The 26910-nt window shown below is 66.9% G+C and carries 19 protein-coding genes; 9 read left to right on the top strand and 10 right to left on the bottom strand.

All coding sequences use genetic code 11. From position 1 onward, the window contains the following. Positions 1-28: 28 nt before the first annotated feature. Positions 29-1990, bottom strand: coding sequence for a S8 family serine peptidase (locus tag OOZ48_RS04965; protein WP_269496242.1), 1962 nt, complete (start codon positions 1988-1990; stop codon positions 29-31). A gap of 146 nt (positions 1991-2136) precedes the next feature. On the opposite strand from OOZ48_RS04965, the gene mfd reads away from it, so the two are divergent. The 3 genes from mfd to OOZ48_RS04950 all read left to right on the top strand — a co-directional run bounded on the left by mfd (position 2137) and on the right by OOZ48_RS04950 (position 9235). Then, positions 2137-5604, top strand: coding sequence for a transcription-repair coupling factor (gene mfd, locus OOZ48_RS04960; protein ID WP_269496239.1), 3468 nt, complete (start codon positions 2137-2139; stop codon positions 5602-5604). 242 nt (positions 5605-5846) lie between these two features. Continuing rightward, a complete protein-coding gene (locus tag OOZ48_RS04955; protein ID WP_269496236.1) occupies positions 5847-7922 on the top strand; it encodes a TonB-dependent siderophore receptor in 2076 nt (691 codons plus the stop codon). Then, entirely contained in the window at positions 7913-9235 is a 1323-nt protein-coding gene (locus tag OOZ48_RS04950) for an MFS transporter (protein WP_269496232.1), read from the top strand. Before OOZ48_RS04955 ends, OOZ48_RS04950 begins: the two co-directional genes overlap by 10 nt. Before the next feature lie 4 nt (positions 9236-9239). On the opposite strand, the gene OOZ48_RS04945 is transcribed toward OOZ48_RS04950, so the two are convergent. After that, positions 9240-11300, bottom strand: a complete 2061-nt coding sequence (locus tag OOZ48_RS04945; protein WP_269496229.1) for a S9 family peptidase — start codon at positions 11298-11300, stop codon at positions 9240-9242. Positions 11301-11339: 39 nt separating this feature from the next. Next, complete coding sequence (gene serB / locus OOZ48_RS04940) at positions 11340-12197, bottom strand: phosphoserine phosphatase SerB (protein WP_269496225.1); 858 nt, start codon at positions 12195-12197, stop codon at positions 11340-11342. Between the two features lie 204 nt (positions 12198-12401). Here serB and OOZ48_RS04935 point away from each other — a divergent pair, with 204 nt between their 5' ends. The 6 genes from OOZ48_RS04935 to OOZ48_RS04910 all read left to right on the top strand — a co-directional run bounded on the left by OOZ48_RS04935 (position 12402) and on the right by OOZ48_RS04910 (position 19880). Next, the gene (locus OOZ48_RS04935; RefSeq protein WP_269496222.1) at positions 12402-14642 is read left to right on the top strand and encodes a TonB-dependent receptor; all 2241 of its coding nucleotides are present in this window, start codon (positions 12402-12404) and stop codon (positions 14640-14642) included. A gap of 288 nt (positions 14643-14930) precedes the next feature. Continuing rightward, positions 14931-17237, top strand: coding sequence for a TonB-dependent receptor (locus tag OOZ48_RS04930; protein ID WP_269496218.1), 2307 nt, complete (start codon positions 14931-14933; stop codon positions 17235-17237). A 109-nt stretch (positions 17238-17346) separates the two neighbouring features. Beyond that, positions 17347-18027 (top strand): Fe2+-dependent dioxygenase, encoded by a 681-nt coding sequence (locus OOZ48_RS04925; RefSeq protein ID WP_269496215.1) that lies wholly within the window; start codon positions 17347-17349, stop codon positions 18025-18027. Between the two features lie 60 nt (positions 18028-18087). Beyond that, a complete protein-coding gene (gene vapB, locus OOZ48_RS04920; protein ID WP_269496212.1) occupies positions 18088-18327 on the top strand; it encodes a type II toxin-antitoxin system VapB family antitoxin in 240 nt (79 codons plus the stop codon). A gap of 14 nt (positions 18328-18341) precedes the next feature. Next, positions 18342-18740 (top strand): type II toxin-antitoxin system VapC family toxin, encoded by a 399-nt coding sequence (locus tag OOZ48_RS04915; RefSeq protein WP_269496342.1) that lies wholly within the window; start codon positions 18342-18344, stop codon positions 18738-18740. A gap of 57 nt (positions 18741-18797) precedes the next feature. Continuing rightward, complete coding sequence (locus OOZ48_RS04910) at positions 18798-19880, top strand: alpha-hydroxy acid oxidase (RefSeq protein WP_269496209.1); 1083 nt, start codon at positions 18798-18800, stop codon at positions 19878-19880. Between the two features lie 28 nt (positions 19881-19908). Here the strand turns inward: OOZ48_RS04910 and OOZ48_RS18520 are convergent, their stop codons facing one another. Genes OOZ48_RS18520 through nuoI form a run of 7 tightly spaced genes read right to left on the bottom strand, consistent with a single transcriptional unit; the run spans position 19909 to position 26907 of the window. Continuing rightward, entirely contained in the window at positions 19909-20448 is a 540-nt protein-coding gene (locus tag OOZ48_RS18520) for a DUF2818 family protein (protein ID WP_269496206.1), read from the bottom strand. Position 20449: 1 nt separating this feature from the next. After that, positions 20450-21934, bottom strand: a complete 1485-nt coding sequence (nuoN, locus tag OOZ48_RS04900) for an NADH-quinone oxidoreductase subunit NuoN (protein ID WP_269496204.1) — start codon at positions 21932-21934, stop codon at positions 20450-20452. A 12-nt stretch (positions 21935-21946) separates the two neighbouring features. After that, positions 21947-23434 (bottom strand): NADH-quinone oxidoreductase subunit M, encoded by a 1488-nt coding sequence (locus tag OOZ48_RS04895; RefSeq protein WP_269496201.1) that lies wholly within the window; start codon positions 23432-23434, stop codon positions 21947-21949. Between the two features lie 11 nt (positions 23435-23445). After that, positions 23446-25467, bottom strand: a complete 2022-nt coding sequence (gene nuoL / locus OOZ48_RS04890) for an NADH-quinone oxidoreductase subunit L (protein ID WP_442867528.1) — start codon at positions 25465-25467, stop codon at positions 23446-23448. 10 nt (positions 25468-25477) lie between these two features. Next, positions 25478-25786 carry an NADH-quinone oxidoreductase subunit NuoK gene (nuoK, locus tag OOZ48_RS04885; RefSeq protein WP_269496198.1) on the bottom strand — a complete coding sequence of 103 codons (309 nt, stop codon included), beginning with the start codon at positions 25784-25786 and terminating at the stop codon, positions 25478-25480. Beyond that, complete coding sequence (locus OOZ48_RS04880) at positions 25783-26403, bottom strand: NADH-quinone oxidoreductase subunit J (protein ID WP_269496195.1); 621 nt, start codon at positions 26401-26403, stop codon at positions 25783-25785. Before OOZ48_RS04880 ends, nuoK begins: the two co-directional genes overlap by 4 nt. Positions 26404-26418: 15 nt before the next feature. After that, positions 26419-26907: an NADH-quinone oxidoreductase subunit NuoI gene (gene nuoI, locus OOZ48_RS04875; protein ID WP_269496192.1), complete on the bottom strand. Its 489-nt coding sequence runs from the start codon at positions 26905-26907 to the stop codon at positions 26419-26421. Positions 26908-26910 lie beyond the last annotated feature (3 nt).

The raw sequence follows: 26910 nt of genomic DNA, 5'->3' as shown, positions 1-26910 counted from the left end.
TCTGGGGCTCGGCACCTCATACCACGGCTCATTGCGCGATGATGCGCGCCTCGACCTCCAGTTCAGAGGCGACCGGAACGCCACCTTCGGTGGACGTGCAGGGATCCCAGCCCCCCGGCAGACCGTCGTCCGGATTGGATGCCAGGAGGAAAACCTCCCAGTCCCCCTGCATGGACTCGCCATAGAATGCGGCGGAACTCAATCCGTAGGCCTTGAAGGTATCCACTTTGGAGGTCTCCTTCGTCACGGGATCCACTTTGCCCCTGCGGAAATGATCATTGGGCAGCTTGAGCAAGGAGGTCGTGCCCGACGGCGAGCGCACGGCAAAACCCACCGCACCCAGGCAAACCTTGTCTCCGGTCAGGCGCAATTGGAACAGATCGGCGATCCCGTCGGCGACCGTCAAAGCGCCCACCTTGGTGACTTTCCGATACGGGAAGGGCACCGCGCTGTCCCAATCGGCGATCGTCTGGAACCCCATGACCCTGACATCGGTGGCGCGGCCCAGCGTCGGATCGCGCCGGTAGTCGCCCGCCAGGGCCACCGCTTTTTCCGCATCGGGCACGCCGAAGCCATACCAGTTGGAATACCAGTGGCCGGCGGCGTTCCGCTGCCAACCCAGGTCGATCGGGATCCTGACCGAACCGTTCTCGATGTCGGCCGCGTCGCCGACCACGGTATCCAGGGAATTATCCGTCAGATCCATTTGCGCGCCATAGGGTATGTCGCCGTCGGGCGAGGTGTGGATATAGTCGGGATCCACCCGGCGCGCCGACAGGCGCAGGATGTCGCGCACATCACGCCAGCTCAGATCGGGATTGGCATTGAGCATCAGGGCGACCACCGCCGAGATCGTCGGCGTGGCCGACGAGGTGCCATTCATATAGCTGTAGTCGCACTGGGGATTGTCCGGCACGCCGTTGCGCGCGCTGGTCCCGTTCAGAAAGGCTGTGCTCGCACCCGTATGGCTGTAGCCTCGCACACAGCCCCGGATATCGGTGGTAAAAATGGTGGGCCCGTTCTTCGGCCCGACGGCGCCTTCGCCATAAGTGCCGCCGCCGTCGTATGCGCCGCCCATGCCGGTCACCCAGAGCACCGAGCCGGCGCTGCTGTAGGCGCTGGCCTTGCCTTGTGCATCGAGGGCAGCGACGACGATGGTTTCGGGTTCGAGCGCGTCCGGATCGTTGGCGGGGTTGGTGCAGCCGTAATAGAAATGAATGCCGGCGGGATAGAGCGCGTCGCAGCCGCCCAGGTCGAACGAATTACCGGCGCCTTTCACATAGATCGCGCCGCGACCCCCGCGCAGTTGCTTCAGGCCGCGCAGGATGGGAGTCCCGGGGTCCGTGCCGTTGTCATAGGGCGCGGCCCCGGTATCAGAAACATAGGACGCATTGATGACATGCGCCTGGCTGGACCAGGGCGCGCCGCCCAGCGCCTCGGCGAGGGCGATGATCGAAAAGTCGCTCTGCAGGTAGTTGGCTCCGCCCAGCACGACCCGCGGGGCAATCCCCATGACGCCCTTGCCGTTCTGCGCCGCGCCGATCATGCCCGCGACATTCGTTCCATGCGGATCGTCGTCCGGATTGCGCTCTGCGGGATAGGGGTCGCTCTGCCCCGTGATGAAATTCCACGACATGCCGAAGTCGGCGTTGGGCGCCAGATCCTCGTTGTGCAGGTCGGTGCCGGTGTCCAGCACCAGCACCCTGACCCCCTGACCCTTGATGCCTTGCCGGTGCACGGGCTCCACATTCAGGTCCAGCCCGCCGCCGAAGGTGTCCGGATAGTCGTTGAAATAGCTGTCCCCGTAATTGAGGGCCCACTGGAAGGTGTACAGCGGCTCGGTCGCGCCGGTCCGGCAGGCGTGAGGCCCGTCCTCGGTGCAGGTGGAGGCCACAGGCCCCGGCCCATCCCCGCCGCCGCCGTCGCAGGCCGCGAGCAGCACCAGCAGCGCGGGAAAAAAGCAGCGCCGCAGCGTCGTTGTCCGCGTCATCCGATCTCACCCAGGCCAATGAAGATGGGACAAATGTTACTAAATATTGTTTCACATTGCTATAGGTATCGAACATCGCTGTCCAGCCGCCTTCCCCGGGACGACAGCCCGTCGCAGCGGGACGCGACGGTATAATCCCCAGCCTGATGACCCGCCCCGCCCCGTTCCTCGACCTTCCCTCGATCCCTGCCACCCTCGCGGCCCTGCGGCCCGGCCAGCGCTACGTGCAACCGCGCCCGCCGGGATCGGGCGACGCCTGCCTGCTGGCCGGTCTGGCGCGCGCGGCGGGCCGGCCGCTGGCCGCCCTGTGCGCCGACCCACTGGCGGCGCGCCGCCTGGCCGACGAGATCCCGCTGTTCGACCCCGATTTGCGGGTCCGCTTCCTGCCGGACTGGGAGACCCTGCCCTACGACGGTTTCTCGCCGCACCAGGACCTGATCTCGGAGCGCCTGCGCACCCTGCACGCCCTCACCCAGGGCGCCGTGGACGTGCTGATCGTGCCCGTCACCACGGCCCTGTACCGGCTGGCGCCGACCGCCTTCCTGGCGGCCTACACCTTCAGCTTCCGCCAGGGCGACACCCTGGACGAGGCGAAGCTGCGCGAGCAGCTCACGCTGGCCAGCTACAGCCACGTCACCCAGGTGACCGCACCGGGCGAGTTCAGCATCCGCGGCGGCCTGATCGACCTGTTTCCCATGGGTTCGGTCCTGCCCTACCGCATCGACCTGTTCGACCGCGAGATCGAGTCGATCCGCAGTTTTGACGTGGACACCCAGCGCAGCCTGTATCCGGTGCGCGAGATCGAGCTGCTGCCCGGCCGCGAATTCCCCATGGACGAGGAATCGCGCGGGCGCTTCCGCTCGCGCTTTCGCGAGATCTTCGAGGGCGATCCGTCCCGGGCACTGCCCTACAAGGACATCGGCAACGGCATCGCCTTCGCGGGCGTCGAATATTATTTGCCCTTGTTTTTCGAGCGCACCGCCACGCTGTTCGACTACCTGCCCGCCGATGCGCTGGCCGTGACGCTGGGCGACGCGCCGGCGGCCATCGCCCAGTTCGGCCAGGATACGCGCAACCGCTGGCAGTTCCTGAAATCCGACCGCGAGCGGCCGGTGCTGGCCCCGGAGGCCCTGTTCCTCGACGAGGCGGAATTCCACGCCGGGCTGAAAGCCTTCCCGCGCCTGGCGCTGATCGAGGGCCAACCACACCCCGACTTCCTGCCCTGCCCGGACGTCGCCGTGAATCGCCGGGCCGAGGACCCGCTGGCCGGCCTGCGCCGGCACCTGGACGGCGGGCGGCGCACCGCCTTGTGCGTGGACACCCCCGGCCGGCGCGAAACCATCGCCGAACTGCTGGACGAGCACCGCCTGACGCCCGGCGCCGTGCACGACACGCTGCAGGATTTCCTTCAGGGCGAGGCACGCTTCGCCCTGGTCGTCGCCCCATTGTCCAGCGGTTTCCAGCTGGCCGCGGCCGGACCGGCCCTGCTGACCGAAAACGACCTGTATCCCAGCCAGGCCGGCCGCGCCGCCCGCGCCCGGCGGCGCCAGGAACGCACCAGCGACATCGATGCCATGGTGCGCGACCTCGCCGAGCTGCGCATCGGCGATCCGGTGGTCCACGTCCAGCACGGCATCGGACGCTACAAGGGCCTGGTCGAGATGGATCTGGGCGAAGGGCCGATCGAGCTCCTGCACCTTGAATACGCGCAGGCGGCCACCCTATACGTGCCGGTCTCCCAATTGCACCTGATCGCCCGCTACAGCGGCGCCGATCCCGATAACGCGCCCCTGCATCCATTGGGATCGGGCCAATGGGACAAGGCCAGGCGCCGCGCGGCGCGCCAGGCACGCGACACCGCCGCCGAACTGCTGGCGCTGTACGCCCAGCGGGCGGCGCGCGAAGGCTTCCATTTCAAGCTGCCGGCCAGCGACTACCAGGCTTTCGCCGAGGGCTTCGGCTTCGAGGAAACCCCCGACCAGGCCGCGGCCATCGCCGCGGTCATCGACGACATGACCTCGGGGCGCCCGATGGACCGCCTGGTGTGCGGGGACGTGGGTTTCGGCAAGACCGAGGTCGCCCTGCGCGCCGCCTTTCTCGCCGTCATGAACGGCCGCCAGGTCGCGCTGCTGTGCCCGACCACCCTGCTGGCCGAACAGCACGCACAGAACTTCGCCACGCGCTTTGCCAACTGGCCCGTGCGCGTCGCCGAGCTCTCGCGCTTTCGCACCGGCAAGGAGACCGCGCGCGCCATCGAGGGCCTGGCCGCGGGCAGCGTGGACATCGTCATCGGCACCCACAAGATCCTCTCCAGGGACGTGCGCTTCAAGCAGCTCGGCCTGGTGATCATCGACGAGGAGCACCGCTTCGGGGTGCGCCAGAAAGAGGCCCTGAAGGCCCTGCGCGCCGAGGTCGACGTGCTGACCCTGACCGCCACGCCCATCCCCCGCACACTGGGGATGTCGCTGGAAGGCATCCGCGATTTCTCGGTCATCGCCACCGCGCCGCAAAAGCGCCTGGCCATCAAGACCTTCGTGCGCCGCGAGGACGGCAGCACCATCCGCGAGGCCATCCTGCGCGAACTCAAGCGCGGCGGCCAGGTCTATTTCCTGCACAACGAGGTCGAAACCATCCAGAACCGGCGTGCGCGCCTCGAGGAACTGGTGCCCGAGGCGCGCATCGCGGTGGCTCACGGCCAGATGGGCGAGCGCGAACTCGAGGACGTCATGAAGGGCTTCTACCAGCAGCGCAGCAATGTGCTGCTGTGCACCACCATCATCGAGACCGGGATCGACGTCCCCACGGCCAACACCATCGTCATCCACCGGGCCGACAAGCTCGGCCTGGCGCAGCTGCACCAGTTGCGCGGCCGCGTGGGCCGCTCGCACCACCAGGCCTACGCCTACCTGCTGACGCCCGGCGAGGACGCGATCACCAGCAACGCCAAGAAGCGCCTGGAGGCGATCCAGTCGATGGAGGAGCTGGGCGCCGGATTTTTCCTCGCCATGCACGATCTCGAGATCCGCGGCAGCGGCGAGGTCCTGGGCGAGTCCCAATCCGGCAACATCCAGGAAATCGGCTTTTCCATGTACAACGACATGCTGGGCGCCGCCGTGCGCGCGCTCAAGTCCGGCGAGGAGCCCGACCTGGACTCGCCCTTCGCGGCGCAGTGCGAGGTCAACCTGCATGCCTCGGCCCTGCTGCCGGCGGACTACTGCCCCGATGTCCATGCCCGCCTGGGGCTGTACAAGCGCCTGTCGCATGCGGCCGACAGCGACGAAATCACGCTCCTGCAGGAGGAACTGGTCGATCGCTACGGCAAGCTGCCCGAGGCGGGCCAGAACCTGCTGGCCCTGCACCGCCTGCGCCTGCTGGCCGAACCCCTGGGGGTGATCAAGATCGACGCCGGCGAAACGCAAGCCGCCGTGCAGTTCTCGGCCCAGCCGGCCATCGAGCCGCTGCGCATCATCGAGCTGGTGCAGCAGGATCGGTCCATCCGCCTGAACGGCCCCGACCGCCTGAAAATCACCTATGGCGGCGCGGTGGACGTGCCCGGCCGCGTCAGAACATTGCGCGGCCTCCTGCAGCGCCTGGGCGGCGGGGCGACAGCGTAGCCGTTCCGACGGCGACGGCGCCGCCGCAGGCGGCCTGCACGACGCATGGCGCCTGCGCAACGGACGATGCCTGCACAATTTGTATAACAGGCGATCCTTGTTTTAGAATGCCCTCTTTATTGAGAATGCTTATCATGCAGCATCTCATTCCGGGGAATGCCTGCATGAAAACCCGGATAGACCGGCCGGCGCCATCCACAGGCCGGCCCGCCACCGCCATCCACACAACCCACGGAAGAGACATGCAGACACCGACCCGTTCCCCCATTGCCTGGGCGATCCTCGCCGCCGCCGGATCCATGGCGCTCGCCCCGGCGCCAGGCCATGCGCAAAACGCCGACGAGACGGGCGGCGGCGCCGTCAGCGAACTGGACACGGTGACCGTGACCGGCTCCGTGGGCGACCTGCAAAGCCTGGACTTCTACGCCCCCAATTCCAGCGCGGTGATCAGCGCCAAGGACATCGAGACCCAGGGCGCCCGCAAGCTCGACGAGGCCCTGCAGTACCAGGCGGGCATCCTCAGCGAACCCTTCGGCGCGGACAACAAGGTCGAATGGTTCAAGATCCGCGGCTTCGACGCCTCGATCTCGCTGGACGGCACGCCGACGACCCCGAACGGATTCTTCGTCTGGAAGCCCGAGATCTTCGGCGTCGAGTCGGCCGAGATCCTGAAAGGGCCCAGCGCCCTCGAATTCGGCGCGTCCGGCACCGGCGGCGTGGTCAACCTCGTGACCAAGCGCCCCCACAAAGAAGAATCCCTGCTGATGAACCTGGAAGCGGGCCACCGCAAGCGCCTGGGCCTGGGCATCGACTACAACGGCATCGCCAACGAGGCCGGCAACGTCTATTACCGCATCGTCGCCCAGGCCCGCCGCGCCGACAGCATGCAGCGCGAAACGGACATGAAGAGCTACTACCTCGCGCCCAGTGTGACGATGGACTTCACCGATCGCACGTCCCTCACCCTGCTGGCCAGCATCCAGCACGAGGACGGCCACCCCACCAACGGCTTCCTGCCCGCCTACGGCACCATCATCGACACGCCCTACGGCCAGATCGACCGGCGCCTGAACGCGGGCGAGCCCGGCTTCGACCACCTGAAGCGCACCCAGATCAGCGCCGGCTGGCTGCTCAGCCACAAGCTCACCCCGGACTGGACCTTCACGCAGAACTACAAGTATTCGCACCTGGACATCGACCAGCAAAACGTCTTTGCCTATGGTTCGGACAATAATCGCGAGCTGTGGCGCGGCTATTCGCTGACCGACGGCAGCACCAGCAACCACTACATCGACCACCGCCTCAAGGGCCGCGTGCGCGTGAGCGACAGCGTCGAGATCCTGCCGGTCTTCGGCATCGATTACCTGAAATCCCGCACGTCCGGCCGCAACAACGGCTTTGGCGGGGCGCCGAACCTGGACATGTTCGACCCTGTCTACGGCAAACCCTTTGCGGTGACCGCGGATCCCTACGATCTGAATTCCCAGCAACTGGGCCTGTACGCCTCCGCCCAAGCCCGTGTCGGATCGCATTGGAACTTCAACGCCGGCATCCGCCACGACCAGGCCAGCAGCGACAGCATGATTGCCGGCGCCAGTTCCGGCTACAACGTCGGCCACAATAGTGTGAATGTGGGGGCCATGTACATCAGCGATTACGGCATCGCACCCTACATCAGCTACTCGGAGTCATTCAGGCCGATCCCCGGTGCGGACAGCAGTGGCAGTGCCTATCTGCCCTACGAAGGGCGGCAGGTGGAAGCCGGTCTCAAACTGGAGCCCGACTGGCTGAATGGCACCATCACGCTCGCCTATTTCGACATCGAGGAAAAGAACGCGCTGGTGTCGGATGCGTCCAACATCCAGTCCCAAAGCGGCAAACGCACCAACAAGGGCGTGGAGCTGCAGGGCGATTTCCGCCTCACGCCGCGCACCGGCCTGAAGGTCGCCTATACCTACAACCACTCCCGTCAGGACATCGACGGCGGGCTCACCATCCGCACCCCGCTGATCCCGCGGAACCAGGCCAGCCTCTGGGTCGATCACCGCTTCGACATGCCCCGCGGCGGCGCGCTGACGGTCGCGGCCGGCGCGCGCTATAACGGGTCGACCGAGGATCAGCGCTATTACCGCGGCGAGACCATTTCCAGCTATACCCTGCTCGACTTCATGGCGCGCTACCAGGTCGACCGCAACTGGGCCCTGCAGCTGAATGCCCGCAACCTGACCGACAAGACCTACGTCAGCGGCTGCGATTTCTATTGCTACTACGGCGGCGAACGCACCATCGACATGCAGTTCCAGTATCAATGGCGCTGAGTGCGGAGACCGCCCCGGGCCGACCATGCCCTGCGCAGCCCGCCTGGACTGCGCAGGGCATTTTCACAGTCGCGTTCCTCGGCATCGCCGCCGGCCTGCAACTGGCCGACATGGGGCTGCAGGCCGTGTCCCTGTCCGCCATCCAGCGCAGCTTCGGCGTGGGCGACACCGCCCTGGGCGCCCTGCAGGGGCTGGCCGGCGTCCTGATCGGCAGCGCCCTGGCGATCCCGCTGGCGCGCTTCGCGGACCGCTACTCGCGCAAACGGGTGCTGCTGTGGCTGATCGCGGCCTCGTCGGCCATGATGGGGCTGAGCGCCATCGCACACAATTTCCCGCTCTTTTTCATCGGCCGATCGGCGGCGGGCATCACTGAATTCGCGATGGTCCCGCTGGTCTATTCTATGATTCCCGACCTCGCGCCGGAACGTCACCGGGTCGCCGCCAACCTCAGCTTCGCCGCCCTGGTCGCGGCCGGCGCAAGCGGCGGCTTTTACTTCAGCGGCGACATCCTGTCCGCGGCGGACGCGCTGTTCGCCTGGTCTGCGGAGCCGTGGCGCAAGGGCTTCCTACTGCTGGGCCTGGCCGGCCTGCCCCTGCTGCTGCTCGGCACGCTCACCGCCGATCCGCCCCGGCGCCTCGAGGCGGCGGACCTGGCGGACGCCTCGTCGCTGCGCGTCTTCCTCCGCCACCGCTGGCGGACCATCGGCCTGTTCGTCGGCGTGGCCGGCTGCCTGATCACGGGGGTGCAGGCGCTCAACCAGCTGATCGCCCTGGCCCTGGAGCGCCGGTTCGACGCGGCGCCCGGCGACATCGGCCACGCCATGGGCCTCATCATCCTCGTGACGAGCGTCGGCTGCCTGCCAGTGGCCGGATTGCTGGACCGCGCCATGGCCCGGCGCCTGGGGACCGCGGTGCGCCCCCTGATCATGGGCCTGTCGGTGGTCGCGGCAATCCCGGTGCTCTGGCTGCTGATGTCCGCGGCGACGCTGGACCGCGCCTTCATCGCCGTGGGCACATTCCTGTTCATGACCTGCACCGCCAACGCCCTGGTGCCCACCATGCTGCAGGACCTGGCCCCCGCGACCCTCAGGGCGCGCTGCTTTGCCATCTGGACCCTGGTCGTCTCGCTGTTCGGCGCGGCCGGCCCGCTACTGGCCGGGATGCTCTCGGAACGGCTGTTCGAACAGCGCCTGCTGCACGCCATCGCCGCCATCGCCATCCCGGCGCTGACAGTGTCGGCCGTCTGCGCCCTGCGCTATGTGCTGCGGTCGCTGAAGGAAAGGCGGGGACAGGCCAAGGAACGCCTCGCCTAGGGGTCTAGAGGCCGCCCGGCGGCACCGGCACGCCCGCGCAGCGGCAGGCAAACGCCCAGAACAGCGCCGCCTGCGCAAACGCGCCGTCGCGGTCGTCGCTGTCCTGATGGCCGCTGTCCGGATTCAGCAGCAGCACGGCCGGCTGACCGCCGGTGGCGCGATGGCGGATGTTCGCCACCAGCTTGGCCGGCTCCCAGTACGGCACGCGATCATCCTTCAAGCCCGCGGTGCACAGCACCGGCGGATAATCCGTCCGGCCGACGTTCTCGTACGGTGAAATGCGGGCAATGTGGTCATAGGCCCGGGGATCGGCCAGCGGATCGCCCCAGTCCGGACGCAGCAGCGGCACCAGCGGATGCCCGGCGTCGCTCATGGTGTTGAGCATGTCGACGAACGGCACCTGGGCGATCACCCCCGCCCACAGTTCGGGCGCCAGATTCATCGCGCCGCACACCAGCAGGCCGCCGGCCGATACGCCATGGGCCACGATCCCGCCCGGCGCGGCATAGCCGATGTCCAGCAAATGGCGCGCGCAGGCGATGAAGTCGGTCATCGAATTGATTTTTTTCTCGCGGCACCCCTCCTGGTACCAGCGCGCGCCCTTTTCCGATCCACCGCGCACGTGCGCGATGGCGTAGCGGAAACCCGCATCCACCAGCACGGTCGCCGGCAAGGAAAAACCCGGCTCGCTGGCAATGCCATAGGCGCCGTAACCCGTCAGCAGCAGGGGCCGCGGCGCATCCGCAGGCGCGTCGTTTCGCGACAGCACGGTGATGGGGACGGTTTCCCCATCGGGCGCGCGCGCCTGCAGGCGCTCGACCCGATAGGCGGCGGGATCGACGCCGGCCGGCACGGCCTGGCCGGCCGCGCGGCATCCTCCGGTGGCCAGGTCGACGTCCAGCCAGCGGGGCGGGCTGGCCGGCGTTTCGTGCACGACACGGACTTGCGGGGTGTCATACGGCTGCAGAGGCGCCAGATCGATGAAATACGCGGGATCGTCGAAATCGATCAAGGCCTCGCTGCCGTCCGGGCGCATCAGCACGAGGCGGCGCAATCCGTCGACACGTTCGAGCCGCAGCAGGCCCCCGGCAAAGGGCCGGACGGCGAGGATCGGCACGCCGGCCCGGTGGGGCACCAGTTCATCCCGCACGGCAAAGCTGCGGGGATCGAGGCGCAGCAGCTTGCGGTCGGCGGCGCCATCCGCGTCGGTCAGCATCAGCAGCGCATCGTTCCATTCCTCGATCTCATAGCGCACCCCGCGCCGCCGCGGCTGGACGAGCCGCGGCGGCGCGGCCTCCGCCTCGGCGGCGATCAGGCGCACCTCGCCGATGTCCGGGCCGGCCAGCGTCAGCATCACGTGACGGCCGGCGGCCGTGCGCGCCACCTGCATGAAGATCGCCGGATCGTGTTCCTCATAGACCAGCACCGCCTCGCCGCCGTCCACCGGGGAACGGTACAGCCGCGTCGGCCGGCTGTGCGCGTCGCGCCAGATCCAGAACAGATAGCGGGACGACGGCGAGAAGGTGAAACCGCCATAGCCGAACGCATCGGCCTGCACCACGGTGCGGACGGCGCCACTGTCCATATCGAGCACGCAGATGCGGTGGCGGTCATCGCCCACCACGTCCTCGGCCCAGGCGAAGTAGCGGTCGTCCGGGCTGGGCTGGTGGTCCGTCGCGCGATAGTATGCCTGGCCCGCGGCGCGGCCGGCCTCGTCCAGCAGGCGCTGGGTCCGCCCGTCCGCGCCGATGCGCAAGAACGCGCGATGCGATGCGCCCGCGGGCTGTTCGGATCCGTAGCGCCAGCCGGCGAGCGCCGTGGGCGGCGGCTCGCCGGCATCCAGGGCGCGGGCCGCCATGCGCCGGCGAAACCACCCGGCGTCGGCCGCCAGGGGCCGCAGGACATCGTCCGCGTAGCGCATCTCGGCGTCCAGGTGTCCGCGCAACCGCGGCGGCAGGCTCTCGAGCGTGCGCAGGCCGGACGGCGGTATGAACTTCATCCAGGCATAGGGGTCGTCCCGCAGCCGCCCGAGCTGCAGGATCTCGCACGACTCGCGTGGCGCCACGGGCGGCCGGACAGGGGGCCAGGATACCATCGAACGCCCTCAGCGCACCGTCGCCAGCCTGAACCAGTTCAGGATCGCGTCCAGCGGGCTGTAGTCCAGCGTGAAGCGCGCCTGGGCGCGCACCGCCGGCTTGGCCCGATAGGCCACGGAATAGGCCGCATGCGCCATCATGGGCAGGTCATTGGCGCCGTCGCCCACCACGATGATCTGCTCGGGCGAGGCGCCCAGCCGGGCCGCCGCGCGCGCCACGTATTCCGCCTTGGCCCGGCCGTCGACGATGTCGCCCAGCACCCGCCCCGTCAACACGCCGTCGGCGATCTCCAGCGTATTGGAATGCGCCTCGGCCAGGCCCAGGCCGCGCCGCAGGCGTTCGGTGAAATAGGTGAAGCCGCCCGACACCAGCAGGGTGTGCAGGCCCGACGCCTGGGCCACCTCGATCAGGCGCTGCGCGCCCGGATTGAGGGCCAGGCGTTCCTCGAACACCTGCTGCAGCGCGGATTCGGGCACGCCGCGCAGCAGCGCCACGCGGCGGCGCAGGCTTTCGCTGAAATCGGCGATCTCGCCGCGCATGGCGGCCTCGGTGATCGCCGAGACCTCGGCCTTGCGGCCCGCCATGTCGGCGATCTCGTCGATGCATTCGATGTTGACCAGCGTCGAATCCATGTCCATCGCCAGCAGCCTGCAACTGCGCAGCGGGACCAATTGGTCCAGGCAGGCCGCGTCGATGCGGCGCTGGCGACACACCGCCAGCGCCTCGCCCAAGCCGTCGGGATCCACGTCCAGGATGCGCACGTGGGTCGGCCCGACCTCCTGCACGCCGCCGGCATTGGCCAGGGCGGCGATGCGTTCGATGTCGGCCGGCAGGAGATTGGGCGCTTGCAGAATCAGGTGGGGCATGGAGGAGGAAGGCTGGAAACAGGCGGAATTGCCGGTGATTGTACCTACACCGGTCATGCGCGGCGGGCGCTCCGCCCCACTTTGACCGGCCCTCGCCTACGACTTTTATCAATTTTTCTCCTTATTTTCTTCACAATTGTCATTTTATGATTAAAATAAGACTGATTCTTATTTGTATTCCTATAACACTTCATGGAGAAGCTCTTGACATCACCATCCTCGCCGTCCCGCACTCTACTGGGCTCGTCGCTGGCGCTGGCGCTGGCCGCGCCGGGCGCCTTCCTGCCCGTCGCCGCGCAAGCCCAGGCCTCCGGCAGCCCCGCCACCCTCAGCCCCGTCAAGGTTCAGGGCGATCGCGGTGAGGAATACAAAGTCAATGAGGCCTCGCAGGCCAAGTTCACCGCCCCGCTGCTGGATACTCCGAAGTCGGTGCAAGTGATTCCCCAGGCCGTGATCGAGGACACCAACGCAACCTCGCTGGAGGACGTGCTGCGCAACTCGCCGGGCATCACCTTCGGTGCCGGCGAAGGCGGCCAGCCCCTGGCCGACCGCCCCTTCATCCGCGGCGCGTCGTCGGGCAGCAACATCTATGTGGACGGCATCCGCGACCCCGGCGGCCAGACCCGCGAGATCTTCAACGTCGAGAGCGTCGAGATCGTGCGCGGCGCGGACTCGGCCCTGGGCGGACGCGGCACCGGCGGCGGCAGCATCAATCTGTCGAGCAAGCACGCCCACCTGGGCAACGCCGCCAGCGGCAGCCTGGGCATCGGCACCGACCGCTACCTGCGCGCCGCCGTCGACGGCAACTGGCAATTCAGCGACACCGGCGCCTTCCGCCTGAACGTCATGGGCGCCCAGGGCGACATGGCCGGGCGCAGCGACGTGGACTACAAGAACTGGGGCGTGGCGCCGACGATCTCGTTCGGCCTGGGCACGCCGACCCGCGCCTCGATCAGCTACTACCACTACCAGACCGACGGCATGCCGGACTACGGCGTGCCGTTGACCCGCGGCACCACCATCGAGACCGACACCAGCATCCTGGACGTGGACCGCGACACCTTCTACGGCCTGCACAAGCGCGACTACCGCAAGACCCAGGCCGACATCGGCACCATCGAGCTGGAACACGACCTCACCGACCGGCTGACCGTGCGCAACGTCACCCGCTACGGTGAGACCCTCAACGACTACGTGCTGACCAACCCGGGCGACGGCACCAAGAAATTCGACCCGGTCACCAACCAGTGGTGGATGCAGCGCGGCCTGAAGTCCCGCTGGCAAAAAAGCACCATCCTGGCGAACGTCACCGAGCTGAGCGGCAAGTTCGACACCGGCAGCCTCAAACACAGCTTCAACGCCGGCATCGAGCTCTCGCGCGAAACGACCAAGAACGCCAGCTACAACGTCACCACCACCGGCGGTTCGGCCTGCCCGGCCGTGATCGGCGCCGGCAAGTTCGATTGCACGCCGCTCTACAACCCGAACCCCGGCGACCCCTGGTCCGGCAGCATCACCCGCAATCCGCTGAGCCTGGATGCCAAATCCACGACCCAGGCCGCCTATTTCTTTGACAGCATCGCGCTGTCCGAGCAATTCCGGATCGACGCCGGCATCCGCTACGATCGCTACCGGATATCGGGCGAATCGACCGTGGGCCGCGGCTCGACCACCATGGAGCCTGGCGAGGGCTCGTGGAACATGTTCAATTATCAATTGGGGCTGGTCTACAAGCCCGCACCGAATGGCAGCATCTACCTGAGCTATGCCACCGCCTCGACACCGCCGACCATGTCCGGCGGAGACCAGGAGGGCATCAGCCCGACCATCGACGAACTGGAACCCGAAAAGAGCAAAACGATCGAGCTGGGCACCAAATGGGACGTCCTGGACCAACGCCTGAGCCTGACCGCCGCCCTGTTCCATACGGAACGGCGCAACGCGCAGATCGAGGTCGATCCCGGCGTCGTCGCGCAGGCCGGCAAGACCCGGGTGCAGGGTCTGGAACTGGGCGCGGCCGGCCTGATCACGCCGAAATGGGCGGTCTACGGCGGCTACACCTACATGGACAGCAAGCTGGTGGAAGGCGCCTACAACAACGTCAATGTCGGCGATCCCCTCGCCAACACCCCCAAGCACAGCTTCAGCCTGTGGTCGACCTACAAGGTCCTGCCGCCCCTGACGCTGGGCGCCGGCGCCTACTACGTGGGCAAGACCTACGGCGGCAACCAGGGCGGCGCGGGCGGCGGCGCCAATGGCGTCTACATGCCGGCCTACTGGCGCTTCGACGCCATGGCCGCCTATAACGTCAACAAGAACCTCGACCTGCGGCTGAACGTGCTGAACCTGACCGACAAGGACTACTACACCCACACCAACGGCGTGCACCACGCCGACTTCGGCCCGGGCCGCCAGTTCATGCTGACCGCCAATCTGAAGTACTGATCCAGGCCGGGGGCGACGCCCCAGCCCGCATCCCCGCCACGGCCCGCCGTCGCGGGGATGTTTTTTGCCGCCGGGCCGCCCCAAGGCAAAAACGGCCCCCCTGGGGGGCAGCAAGCCGAAGGCGCAGCGTGGGGGTATTTTTTGTTGCCGTCATGCGACAAACCCTATGGCCGACATGGCCATTCCTTTCTTTTGTCTGACATTTTCCTGAATACTGAATGAGAACGGTTATCATAAGCCCTCTCATTGATCTAACAATGGCATTGTCATCAAATGGAGGAAATCGACGTGCATTCCGCACTCAAGTCCGCGAAACGTCCGGCAAATCGCACGAACCCCCTGCACACCGCCCTGTGGAGCGCCCTGCTGGCGCCCGGCCTGGCACTGGCCCAGGATGCCGGGGTGGCCGAGCTGACCCCGGTCCAGGTCACCGGCAACGCGCCGGCCTTCAAGGCCGACCACGTCCAGTCCGTGAAATTCCAGGCGCCCATGGTCGATACGCCGCAGACCATCAGCATCGTGCCGGCCGAGGTCCTGGAACAGCAGGGTGCGCAAAGCCTGCAGGACGTGCTGCGCAACGTGCCCGGCATCACCTTTTCGTCGGGCGAAGGCGGCGCCGGCTGGGGCGACATGTTCACCATCCGCGGATTCTCGGCCGAGCAGAGCATCACGGTCGACGGCGTGCGCGACAGCCAGCTCTCGACCCGTACCGATATCTTCAACATGGAGCAGGCCGAGGTCTACAAGGGCACGGGCTCGATCGAATCCGGCGTGGCGGCCGTCGGCGGATCGGTCAACCTGGTCAGCAAGACGCCTCACCTGGGCAATGCCTACCGCGTCACCGGCGGCGTGGGCACTGACCACTACCGCAGGGTCACGGCGGACATCAACCAGCAGCTGAGCGACACCGTGGCCTTCCGGGTCAACGCCATGCATCACTACAATCGCGTGCCCGAACGCGGCCCCACCGATTTCGAGCGCTGGGGCTTTGCGCCGTCGCTGAGCTTCGGCCTGGGCACGCCTACCCGCGCGACCGTGTCCTATTTCCACCAGAAGGACAAGAACACGCCGGATTTCGGCGTTCCGGTGAACCGCAACGGCGACCGCATGCAATACGTCGACCGGGATTTCTGGGGCGGCCTGGAGAACGCCGACGTCGAGGAAACCGAGGTCGATGCCTTCGACCTGAACCTGGAGCACGATTTCACCGACAAGGTGTCCGTGCGCAACCATAGCCGCTGGTCGCAGACCAAGCGCTTCACGCACCTGACCACCGGCGGCCGCCTGCTGAACGCGCCCGGCGCGACCCACCAGGGCCAGATCATTACCAATCCCGGTACGAGCAATTACTGGGGCTACGACAATGCAGGCAACGAAGTCTACCCCACCGACTACTGGGCCGTGGCGCGCCTGTTCGGCAACGTCAATTCCTACCGGGGCAAGATCTTCGCCAACCAGACCGACCTGAACCTGGATTTCCAGACCGGCGCCGTCCGCCACCAGATGGTCACGGGGATCGAGTATTACCAGGAGAGCTACCGCAAGGATCCCTACAGCCGGTTTCTGCCGAATCTCGCCAGCAACCAGCGCTACGTGATCGACGTGCGCGACCCCTTGACCCGGTACGAGGGCCCGTGGGGCACCAAGACCAGCACCGACAACAGCGGCGCCGAGGTCACCAACTGGGGCCTCTATGCCTACGACCAGATCACCCTGACCCCGCAATGGGAAGTCGCCGCCGGCCTGCGCTACGACCGCTACAAGGTGAAATGGTATGACGCCAACGGCCAGGTCCAGCCCTACAGCCAGAGCGACGGGATCTGGAGCGGCCGCCTGGGCCTGATCTACAAGCCGGCCGAGAACGGCAGCATCTACGTGTCGTACAGCCGCGCCTCCCAGCCTTCCGCCTCGGCCGCGGCCTCGCGCAGCGGCGGCGGCGGCAACGCCAATGTGTCCGGCTACTCGCCGGGGGTGGCCAACACCTGGGAACTGGGCACCAAATGGGACCTGTTCGATCGCCGCCTGCTGGCCACGGCGGCCCTGTTCCAGGTCGAGCGCAGCAATCCCTCCGACACCGACGACCTGGGCAATCCGACCCAGCGCTCCGCCAAGGAGCGGGTGCGCGGCCTGGAACTGGGCCTGGCCGGGTCCTTCACGCCACGCTGGTCGGCCTACGCGGGGGCGGCTTTCATGCAGAGCAAGATCCTCGAGGACACGGCCGACCCCCTGCAGGAAGGCGGCAAGATGAAGAACGTGCCCGACATGACCTTCAATCTGTGGACCACCTACGCCTTCACGCCGGAATTTTCCGGCAGCCTGGGTGGCCAGTACGTCGGCAAGCGCCGATTCCGCGAAGGCAACACCGTGGCGGCCAAGGGCGGCCATTCCGCCGACGTCTACGCCCCCTCGTATTGGGTCGCCAATGCGGCGCTGGCCTACCAGGCCCACAAGAACCTGAACCTGCGGCTGAACGTGAACAATCTGTTCGACAAGTTCTATTATCAGCAGGTGTCCAGCAGCTCCGACGGCTTCCAGCTGTTCGGGGTGCCGGGCGCGGGCCGCAGCGTCATCCTGAGCGCGGAGGCCAGCTTCTAGGGGCCTCGCACGAACGGCATGGCACGGGGCGCCTTGCGGCGCCCCGCCGGCTTGCTATGCTGTCCCCCTTGCCCAAGGGCTTTTTTCATTGCCGAACGGAATCCGACCCATGCTGCTGTCCATCCCCGAACTGCTGACCCCCGAACAGACCCGCCAGTGCCGCGCCGCCCTCGAACAAGCCGCCTGGGTCGACGGCCGCGACACGGCCGGCCACGTCGCCGTACAGGTCAAGAACAACCGGCAACTGCCGCTGGACCACCCGGTGGCGCAACACTGGGGCCAGGCCATCGTGCAGGCCCTGTCGACGAATCCGACCTTCATGTCGGCCGCCCTGCCCCAGCGCATCCTGCCGCCGAGGTTCAACCGCTACGAGGGCGGCGAGGCATACGGCTTCCATATTGACAACGCGATCTTTCAGGCGCCGAACACCACGACGCGCGTGCGCAGCGATATCTCCACCACGGTGTTCTTCAGCGATCCCGACGAGTACGAGGGCGGCGAGCTCATCATCCGGGACACCTATGGCGAACACAGCATCAAGCTGCCGTCCGGCCACGCCGTCGTCTACCCCGGCACCAGCCTGCACCGCGTCACCCCCGTGACGCGGGGCGTGCGCTACGGTTCGTTTTTCTGGACCCAAAGCCTGGTGCGCGACGATGGCCGCCGCGCCCTGCTGCTGGAACAGGACGTCGCCATCCAGCGCCTGATCCAGGCCGGCGCCGACCCCGAGGTGGTCGCGCAACTGACCGGCGTCTACCACAACCTGCTGCGCATGTGGTCCGAGCTCTAGGCATATGCCCGGCATATGCTATGATGGAAGCTGTCACCCAGCCGCCCTGGAGGCTCCCTCATGCGCACTGTATCCATCTTCAGAAACAACCGGAACCAGGCGATCCGCATTCCCCGCGACATGGAATTCCACGGCGTCTCGGAACTCCAGATCACCCGCCAGGGCAACACCCTGACCCTGCGTCCCATCCGCCCTTCGTGGGAATCACTGTGCGACATTCCGGCCGCGGATGCCGACTTCCTGGCCGAACGCCGGGATATCATCGAGGAGAATCGCTTCTTCCCAGACGAGCTCCCGTGAATCCGACGACCTACATGCTCGATACGAATATCTGTTCGTTCATCATGCGCGAACGGCCGCCGACGGTGCTGGCCCGCCTGGAAAAGGCCGCCGCCCGCCGGCACCGCATCGTCGTATCGGCCATCACGTATTCCGAAATGCGCTTTGGCGCCATCAGCCCAAGGGCCTCGCCCCGGACTTCGACCATGGTGGATGCCTTTGTGCAACGCCTGGACGCCATCCTGCCCTGGGACGCGGCGGCCGTCGATGAAACCGCGCGTCTGCGTGCCGACCTGGCCGCTCGCGGTACACCGATCGGCAACAACGATGCCGCGATCGCAGGGCACGCCTTGGCCGAGGGTTGCGTGCTGATCACCAACAACACCCGGGAATTCCATCGGGTGCCGCATCTGGCGCTCGAGGACTGGACCTGAGCCGCGCCTGCGCTCGGGCCCGACCACTGTTCTGTCCGCCCCTACGGAGACCACCGCATGACCCAGCCGCTCTGCGCCCAGGACTACGCCGAACTCGCGCGGGCGCGCCTCGATCCCGCCGTCTGGGCATGGCTGGAATCGGGCGGCGCCGATCAGATCACCGCCGGACACAACCCGGCCGCGTTCCGGGAAATCCGCCTGCGCGGCCGGGTGCTGCGGCCCCTGGAGGGGGCGCATACCCGGCTGACGATCGGCGGCCAGGCCCTCGCCCATCCGCTCCTGATCGCGCCCTCGGCCTGGCATGGCCTGGTCCACCCCGAGGGCGAGCGCGCCACGGCGCTGGCGGCGGCGGCGACGGGCACGCCCCTGGTCCTCAGCGCCCAATCGGGCACCGCCATCGAGGATCTGGCCGCCATGGCGCCGGCGCCGCTGCTGTGGTTCCAGCTCTACGCCCAGGCGCGGCGCGAAGACACCCTGGCCCTGGCCGGCCGCGCCCTGCGGGCCGGCGCCCGGGCCCTGGTCCTGACCGTGGACGCGCCGGTCAACGGCGTGCGCAACGCCGAGCAGCGCAGCGGCTTTCGCGTGCCGCCCCACATCCGTTCGGTCCATCTCGAGGGCCTGTCGCCGGCCACGGCGCGGCCCGCCCCGCCGGGCGGCAGCCCCCTGTTCGACAGCGGCCTGCTGGATGCCGCGCCGACCTGGGAGGACGTGGCCTGGCTGCGGGCGCAGTTCCCGGACGTCCCATTCTGGCTCAAGGGCATCCTGGACCCCGACGACGCGCGCCAGGCGCTGGACATCGGCATCGACGGGATCATGGTCTCGAACCACGGCGGCCGCTGCCTGGACACCCTGCCGGCCACGCTCGAGGCTTTGCCGGCCGTCGCCCGCGCGGTCGACGGCCGCGTGCCGCTGCTGCTGGACGGCGGCATCCGCCGGGGCACCGACATCCTCAAGGCCCTCGCCCTGGGTGCCCAGGCCGTGCTGATCGGCCGGCCGGTCCTGCATGCGCTGGCCGTCGGCGGCGCCCCGGCCCTCGCCCACCTGATCCAGGTGCTGCGCGGCGAACTCGAGGTCGCCATGGCGCTGACCGGCTGCCGGACCCTGGAGGACATCGGCCCGGACGTGCTTTGGAGGACGTGAGGCCGGCCGAGGCGCATGCGCCCCCCGCCTAGGCGGATTTCCGGCCCGCGCCCTTGCGGCGCTTGAGCATATACCGGAACACGAAGCCCGGGTACCCCAGCACCAGGAACAGGCTGAGGGTGATGGCGTAGAACTCCCAGGTGCGCGCAAAGGCGTTGCCCAGGTTCAATTCCAGGGACATTCCCAGGGTGCCGACCAGGGCATAGCACACCAGCACCTCGAGCAGGCGGTCGAAAAACGGCTTGGCCTCCCGCCCCGCATCGATGCGCCAGCCCGGCAGGGCCAGCAGGCCCGCGGCCAGCGCGCACATCAGGACCAGTTTCAGCAGGAACAGCAACGCCGTGTCGCCACCGCCGGCAAAGGAGCCGCCCACCAGGGTCAGGGTGCCCCAGCCCCAGGCGGCGGCCAGGGCGAAAAAGACGAGGCTGCGCAGCCAGCGCGCGCCCGCCCCCGCGGAGCCTGCCCGCGTCCAGGGCAGCGCGGCCAGGGGCCGCTCGATCACGAAAGGCAGATTGGCGGCGACCAGGGCCAGCGCGATGACCGTCCAGGCAGCGGCCGACAAACCCATGTCAGAACGTCAGGGAACGCTGGATGACCTGCACGCACAGCGTCATCAGCCCCCCCGGCAGGATCCCCAGGCCGATGACCAGCAGGCCGTTGATGGACATGACGCTGCGGGTCGCGATCGTCCCGGAGTCCAGCGTCACGCCGTCCTCGGGTTCGTCGAAATACGCCACCTTGACCACGCGCAGGTAATAGAACGCGCCGATCAGCGAGAACAGCACGGCGATCACCGCCACGGCCACGTGGCCGGCGCCGACCAGGGCCTGCAGCACGGCCAGTTTGGCGTAGAAGCCCGACAGCGGCGGAATGCCCGCCAGCGAGAACATCGACAGCATCATCACGCCGGCCAGCAGCGGATTGCGCCGGTTCAGGCCTTTGAGGTCGGAGATCTCCTCGCACTCGAAGCCCTGGCGGCTGAACAGCAGGATCAGGCCGAAGGTGCTGAGCGTGGTCAGCACGTAGATCACCACATAGAACAGCGAGGCGCCGTAGGCCTGGGCGCTGGCGCCGGGCTGCCCCTCATAGACGCCCGAGAGCAGGCCCAGGAAGACGAAGCCCATCTGCGAGATCGTCGAATAGGCCAGCATGCGCTTGAAGTTGGTCTGGGCGATGGCGACGATATTGCCCACCGCCAGCGACAGCACGGCCATGATCAGCAGCATGGGCTGCCAGTCCACGGCGATGCCGTGCAGGGCCTCCATCAGCAGGCGCAGGGTGATGGCGAAGGCCGCGAACTTGGGGGCCGCCCCCACCAGCAGCGTGACCGTCGTGGGCGAGCCCTGGTAGACGTCGGGCGTCCACATGTGGAACGGCGCCGCCGTGAGCTTGAAGGCCAGGCCCGACACGATGAAGACCACCCCGAACACCAGCGGCAGGCGATCGGCGCCGCCGTCGCGGATGACCTGGGCGATCTGCTCGAGCCCCAGGTGCCCGGTCGCGCCATAGATCATCGACATGCCGTAGAGCAAAATGCCCGAGGCCAGGCAGCCCAGCACGTAGTATTTCATCGCCGCCTCGGTGGCGGGCAGATGCTCGCGGCGCAGCGCCACCAGGGCGTACAGGGCGAAGGACATGAGTTCGACGCCCAGGTACACCGTGAGCATGCTGCCCGCCGAGATCATGATGAACTCGCCCAGCAGCGCCAGCAGCGCCAGCGAATACAGTTCGCCGCCGTTGGCCATCATGTCGCGCTTTTCAGCGTAGGCGCGGCCATAGATCAGGGTGGCCGCCACCGCGATGCAAGACAGGATCTTGAGGAAATGCGCGAAGGAGTCGGTGACGTACAGGCCGCTGAAGGTGCGCCCCTGGACGTCCTCGCCCCACTGCCCCCAGGACACCAGGACCAGCACCAGCAGCGTGGCCATGGTCAGCATGAAGGTCATGCGGCGCTGCGGCTCGCGGCCGAAGGCGTCGATCAGCAGCACCGCGCCGGTCAGGACCAGCAGCACGATCTCGGGCGTAGCCAGGGCGAAGTCGAATGGGTTTTGCATAGTGATTCAGGCCTACAGTTTCGAGATGGACACGTGTTGCAGCAGTGCCTGCACCGAGGGATGCATCAGGTCCGTGAAGGGCTTGGGATAAATCCCCATGAACAGCGTCAGGATCGCCAGCAGGCCCAGGATCAGGAATTCGCGGCTGCACAGGTCGGACATCCCGTCGACCTGCTCGTTGGCCACCGGGCCGAAGGCCACGCGCTTGACCATCCACAGCGAATAGCCCGCGCCCCAGATCAGGGCGGTCGCCGCCAGCAGGCCGATCCAGAAGTTGTACTCGACCGCGCCCAGGATCACCGTGAATTCGCCGATGAAGCCGCTGGTGCCCGGCAGGCCCGCGTTGGCCATCGAAAACAGCACGAAGAACGTGACGAAGCGCGGCATGCGGTTGATCACGCCGCCGTAGGCATCGATGCGCCGCGTATGCAGGCGGTCGTACATGACGCCGATGCACATGAACATGGCGCCCGAGACGAAGCCGTGCGAGATCATCTGGACGATCGCGCCCTCGAGGCCCGTGACGTTGAAGACGAAGAATCCCAGCGTGACGAAGCCCATGTGCGCCACCGACGAATAGGCGACGAGCTTTTTCATGTCGTCCTGGACGATGGCCACCAGGCCGATGTAGATGACCGCGATCAGCGACAGCGCAATCATCAGGCCGGCGAGGCTGTGCGAGGCGTCGGGGGCGATGGGCAGCGAAAAGCGCAGGAAGCCGTAGGCGCCCAGTTTCAGCATGATGGCCGCCAGCACGATCGAGCCGCCGGTGGGCGCCTCGACGTGGGCGTCGGGCAGCCAGGTGTGCACCGGCCACATGGGGACCTTGACCGCGAAGGCCGCCAGCAGCGCCACGAAGACGAAGACCTGTTCGGTGTAGCTCAGGCGCACCTCGTGCCAGGCGTGGATGTCGAAGGAACCGCCGGCCGCATGCCACAGGTAGATGAAGGCGATCAGGGTCAGCAGCGAGCCCAGCAGCGTATAGAGAAAGAACTTGAAGGCCGCGTACACGCGGTTCGGTCCGCCCCACGCCCCGATGATGATGTACATTGGGATCAGGGTGGCCTCGAAGAACACGTAGAACAGCATGCCGTCCAGGGCGCAGAACACGCCGATCATCAGCCCCGAAAGAATCAGGAAGGACGCCATGTACTGCGCCACGCGGGACTTGATGACCTCCCAGCCCGCCAGGATCACGATGATGGTGATGAAGGCGGTCAGCAGCACGAACCACACCGAGATCCCGTCGATCCCCAGGTGGTAGTTCATGGCGAAGGCCTCGATCCACGGCGTGTTCTCGACGAACTGCATGTCGGCCGTGCCGGCGTCGAAGCCGGTGTACAGCGGCAGGGTCACCAGCAGGCCGAGGATGGATCCCACCAGCGACAGGACGCGCGCCGGGCCCGGGTTGTCGTCGCGCCCGACCAGCAGCACCAGCAGCCCGAAGACGATCGGCACGAAGATCGAGAGTGTCAGCCAGGGGAGTGTAGAGGACGCCATTTCGCTAGCCATCAGTGAACCATCAAGACGAAGAATGTGAGAAACACCATGATGCCGATGATCATGGCGAAGGCGTAATGGTAGATGTAGCCCGACTGCACCAGGCGTCCGGCGGCGGCCACCAGGCCGACCATCCGCGCGCTGCCGTTGATGATGAGGCCGTCGATCAGGCCGCGGTCACCGCCCTGCCAGAGGCCGCGTCCCAGCGCCCGGGCGGCGCGCGCGATGATCTGCTCGTTGACCCAGTCGAAGTAGTACTTGTTGTCCAGCAGGCGATAGAGGCCCGAGAACGAGGCGGCCAGCGATGCGGGCACGCGCGGATTGACCAGATAGCAGTACCAGGCGACGACGAACCCGGCGACCAGCAGCCAGAACGGCACCGTGACGAAGCCATGCAGCGCATAGGCGACCCAGCCATGCCATTCGTGCGCCAGTTCCGCCATCGCCGGATGCTGCGCCAGCACGGTGATCGTCTGGCCGAAATAACCCTCGAACAGCAGCGGATCGATGAACCAGACGCCGGCGACCACCGACATGATAGCCAGCAGCACCAGCGGCAGCGTCACCACCCAGGGCGACTCGTGCGGCGTGCCGCCGTGGTGCCTGTGATCAGCGCCGTGCGCCGCCTCGCCGTGGCCGTGGCCGTGCGCGTCGGCCGCATCATTGAAGCGTTCCTTGCCGTGGAAGACCATGAAGTACAGGCGGAAGGAATACAGCGAGGTCACGAACACGCCGCACAGGGTGGCGTAATAGGCGAAGTTCGCGCCCCAGACCCCGGCCGCGCCCGCCGCCTCGATGATGTGTTCCTTTGAATAGAAGCCCGAGAAGAACGGCGTGCCCACCAGGGCCAGCGTGCCGATCAGCATGGTGATCCAGGTGATGGGCATGTACTTGCGCAGGCCGCCCATGTTGCGCATGTCCTGGTCATGGTGCATGCCGATGATGACCGAGCCGGCGCCCAGGAACAGCAGCGCCTTGAAGAACGCGTGCGTCATCAGGTGGAAGATCGCCACCGAGTAGGCCGAGGCGCCCAGCGCCACGGTCATGTAGCCCAGCTGCGAAAGCGTCGAATACGCGACCACGCGCTTGATGTCGTTCTGGACCACGCCCAGGATGCCGAGGAACAGCGCGCCGAACGCGCCGATCACGATGATCACCGCCAGGGCCGTGTCGGAATGCTCGAACACCGGCGAAAAGCGCGCCACCATGAAGATCCCGGCCGTGACCATGGTCGCCGCGTGGATCAGCGCGGAAATCGGGGTCGGGCCCTCCATCGAGTCGGGCAGCCACACGTGCAGCGGCGCCTGCGCCGATTTGCCCATGGCGCCCACGAACAACGCCAGGCAGGCCACGGTCAGCAATTGCCAGTCGGTGCCCGGGAAGGCCAGGCCCGCCAGGCGATCGGCCTGGGCGAACACCTCGCCGTAGTGCAGGCTACCGGTGTAGGCAAACAGCAGGCCGATGCCCAGCACGAAGCCGAAGTCGCCCACGCGGTTGACCAGGAAGGCCTTGAGGTTGGCGAAGACCGCGGACGGCCGCGTGTAGTAGAAGCCGATCAGCAGGTAGGACACCAGGCCGACCGCCTCCCAGCCGAAGAACAGCTGGAGCATGTTGTTGGACATGACCAGCATCAGCATCGAGAACGTGAAGAGCGAAATATACGAGAAGAAGCGCTGGTATCCCGGATCGTCGGCCATGTAGCCGATGGTGTAGATGTGCACCATCAAGGACACCGAGGTGACCACCACCATCATCAGCGCCGACAGCGGGTCGATGAGAAAGCCGATCTCGAATTTGGCGGTGCCGATCAGCGACCAGGTGTAGACCGTGCCGTCGTAGACCTGGCCGTCGAGCACCTGCTGCAGCACGATCAGGGATCCGGCAAAGGACACCGCCACCCCGAGGATGGTGATCACGTGCGAGGCGCGCCGGCCGATCCAGTTGCCCATGAAGCCGGTGCCGAAGAACCCGGCCACGATGGCGGTCGCCAGGGGCGCCAGGGCGATCAGTAGATAAAGACTCTGTGCGTTCATGATGCGCCTGTCATCCCTTGAGCTGGTCGAGCTTGTCGACGTTGATCGTGGAGAGATTGCGGAACAGCAGCACCAGGATGGCCAGCCCGATGGCGGCCTCGGCCGCCGCGACCGTCAGCACGAAGAACACGAACACCTGCCCGGCCAGATCGCCCGACCAGGTGGAAAACGCCACGAAATTCATGTTGGCCGCCAGCAGGATGAGTTCGATCGACATCAGCAGCACGATCAGGTTGCGGCGGTTCAGGAAGAATCCGAACACCCCCATGGCGAACAGGATGGCGCCCACGATGAGGTAATGCGTCAGGCCCAGTGTCATTTTTCTTCTCCTTCCTTGGATGCGGCTTCGACCTGCGCGGGCATGCTCACCAGGCGCACACGGTCGGCCGCGCGCACGCGCACCTGCCGGGACGGGCTGGTGCGCTTGTAGTCGGCGCGCTTGCGCATCGTCAGCGCGATCGCCGCGATCATCCCCACCAGCAGGACCAGCCCGCCGATCTCGACCGCATAGACGTAGTCGGTGTACATGACCGTGCCCAGCGCCAGCGTGTTGTCGAAATCATCGGCCACCGGCGCCGGCGGCGGCGCGTCGCCCCACGAGCGCAGCACCACGAAGGCCATTTCCAGCACCATGACGATGCCGATGCCCAGTCCCAGCGGCAGGTACACCCGCAGGCCTTCCTTCAGGCCCTCGGTGCGCATGTCCAGCATCATCACCACGAACAGGAACAGCACCATCACCGCGCCGACGTAGACCAGCACCAGCACCAGCGCGAGAAACTCGGCCTGGATCAGCATCCACATCATGGAGGCGGTGAAGAAGGTCAGGATCAGGTGCAGCACGCCGGTGACGGGACTGGTGGCGGTGATCACGCGGAACGCGGCGACCACCAGCACCAGCGCGAGGATGTAAAACAGTACGGTATCGAACGTCATGGTCTGTGTTCCGCTTCAACGGTAAGGCGCGTCGGCCGCACGGCGCGCGGCGATCTCGGGCTCGTAGCGATCGCCGATGGCCAGCAGCATGTCCTTGGTGTAGTACAGGTCGCCGCGCTTTTCCCCGTGGTATTCGTACAGGTGCGTCTCGACGATGGAGTCCGTCGGGCAGCTTTCCTCGCAGAAGCCGCAGAAAATGCACTTGGCGAGGTCGATGTCGTAGCGCGTGGTGCGGCGCGTGCCGTCCTCGCGCTGCTCGGACTCGATGGTGATCGCCAGGGCCGGACAGACCGCCTCGCACAGCTTGCAGGCGATGCAGCGTTCCTCGCCGTTGGGATAGCGGCGCAGCGCGTGCAGCCCGCGGAACCGCGGCGAGGCCGGCGTCGTTTCCGTCGGGTAGCGCAGCGTGATCTTGCGCTTGAAGAAATACTTGCCCGTCAGGCGCATGCCCTCGAGCATTTCCTTCAACATCAGGCTGCCGAAGAAATCCTTGATCGCTTCCATGTC

The sequence above is a fragment of the Castellaniella sp. S9 genome (genome assembly GCF_027257175.1).
In the GTDB taxonomy this organism is placed as follows: domain Bacteria; phylum Pseudomonadota; class Gammaproteobacteria; order Burkholderiales; family Burkholderiaceae_B; genus Castellaniella.
This window is presented reverse-complemented; position numbering and strand designations above follow the sequence as displayed.

Bases quoted from the DNA above. Each gene is read 5' to 3' on its own strand.
- OOZ48_RS04965 (WP_269496242.1), bottom strand. From the start codon at position 1,990: ATGACGCGGACAACGACGCTGCGGCGCTGCTTTTTTCCCGCGCTGCTG.
- mfd (WP_269496239.1), top strand. From the start codon at position 2,137: ATGACCCGCCCCGCCCCGTTCCTCGACCTTCCCTCGATCCCTGCCACC.
- OOZ48_RS04955 (WP_269496236.1), top strand. From the start codon at position 5,847: ATGCAGACACCGACCCGTTCCCCCATTGCCTGGGCGATCCTCGCCGCC.
- OOZ48_RS04950 (WP_269496232.1), top strand. From the start codon at position 7,913: ATGGCGCTGAGTGCGGAGACCGCCCCGGGCCGACCATGCCCTGCGCAG.
- serB (WP_269496225.1), bottom strand. From the start codon at position 12,197: ATGCCCCACCTGATTCTGCAAGCGCCCAATCTCCTGCCGGCCGACATC.
- OOZ48_RS04925 (WP_269496215.1), top strand. From the start codon at position 17,347: ATGCTGCTGTCCATCCCCGAACTGCTGACCCCCGAACAGACCCGCCAG.
- vapB (WP_269496212.1), top strand. From the start codon at position 18,088: ATGCGCACTGTATCCATCTTCAGAAACAACCGGAACCAGGCGATCCGC.
- OOZ48_RS04915 (WP_269496342.1), top strand. From the start codon at position 18,342: ATGCTCGATACGAATATCTGTTCGTTCATCATGCGCGAACGGCCGCCG.
- OOZ48_RS04910 (WP_269496209.1), top strand. From the start codon at position 18,798: ATGACCCAGCCGCTCTGCGCCCAGGACTACGCCGAACTCGCGCGGGCG.
- OOZ48_RS18520 (WP_269496206.1), bottom strand. From the start codon at position 20,448: ATGGGTTTGTCGGCCGCTGCCTGGACGGTCATCGCGCTGGCCCTGGTC.
- nuoN (WP_269496204.1), bottom strand. From the start codon at position 21,934: ATGCAAAACCCATTCGACTTCGCCCTGGCTACGCCCGAGATCGTGCTG.
- OOZ48_RS04895 (WP_269496201.1), bottom strand. From the start codon at position 23,434: ATGGCGTCCTCTACACTCCCCTGGCTGACACTCTCGATCTTCGTGCCG.
- nuoL (WP_442867528.1), bottom strand. From the start codon at position 25,467: ATGAACGCACAGAGTCTTTATCTACTGATCGCCCTGGCGCCCCTGGCG.
- nuoK (WP_269496198.1), bottom strand. From the start codon at position 25,786: ATGACACTGGGCCTGACGCATTACCTCATCGTGGGCGCCATCCTGTTC.
- OOZ48_RS04880 (WP_269496195.1), bottom strand. From the start codon at position 26,403: ATGACGTTCGATACCGTACTGTTTTACATCCTCGCGCTGGTGCTGGTG.
- nuoI (WP_269496192.1), bottom strand. From the start codon at position 26,907: ATGGAAGCGATCAAGGATTTCTTCGGCAGCCTGATGTTGAAGGAAATG.